Genomic DNA, 271 nt, shown 5'->3' with positions numbered 1-271 from the left:
CAGACAATGGGCTGACCATCACTCCGCGCGGCACCCGGGGGAATTCCGGCGGGCAGGACTGCGGCCGGACATAGACGGTGTGCAAGCGGACCTCGCCGCGCGCCAGCATCGCGTGCGCCATCCCCGCCGGCATCCATACCGCGCGCTGCGGCGGGACCAGCCATAGCGTGCGACCGACATGCAGTTCGATCACGCCCGACAGGGCATGGATCAACTGCGCCCGCTCGTGCCGGTGCTCGGCGACCACGAAACCCGCCGGGAAGGTCTTGGC

Annotated in this window: 1 protein-coding gene; it reads right to left on the bottom strand. The window is 70.1% G+C overall.

What is annotated here, in order from left to right; all coding sequences use genetic code 11:
• Positions 1-271, bottom strand: a 271-nt coding sequence (locus tag ACLJNW_RS25235; protein WP_410961365.1) for an AraC family ligand binding domain-containing protein, incomplete at both ends; no start/stop codon positions are given.

This window comes from Salmonella sp. SAL4457, from assembly GCF_046548235.1.
Taxonomy (GTDB): Bacteria; Pseudomonadota; Gammaproteobacteria; order Enterobacterales; family Enterobacteriaceae; genus Salmonella; species Salmonella enterica.
This window is presented reverse-complemented; position numbering and strand designations above follow the sequence as displayed.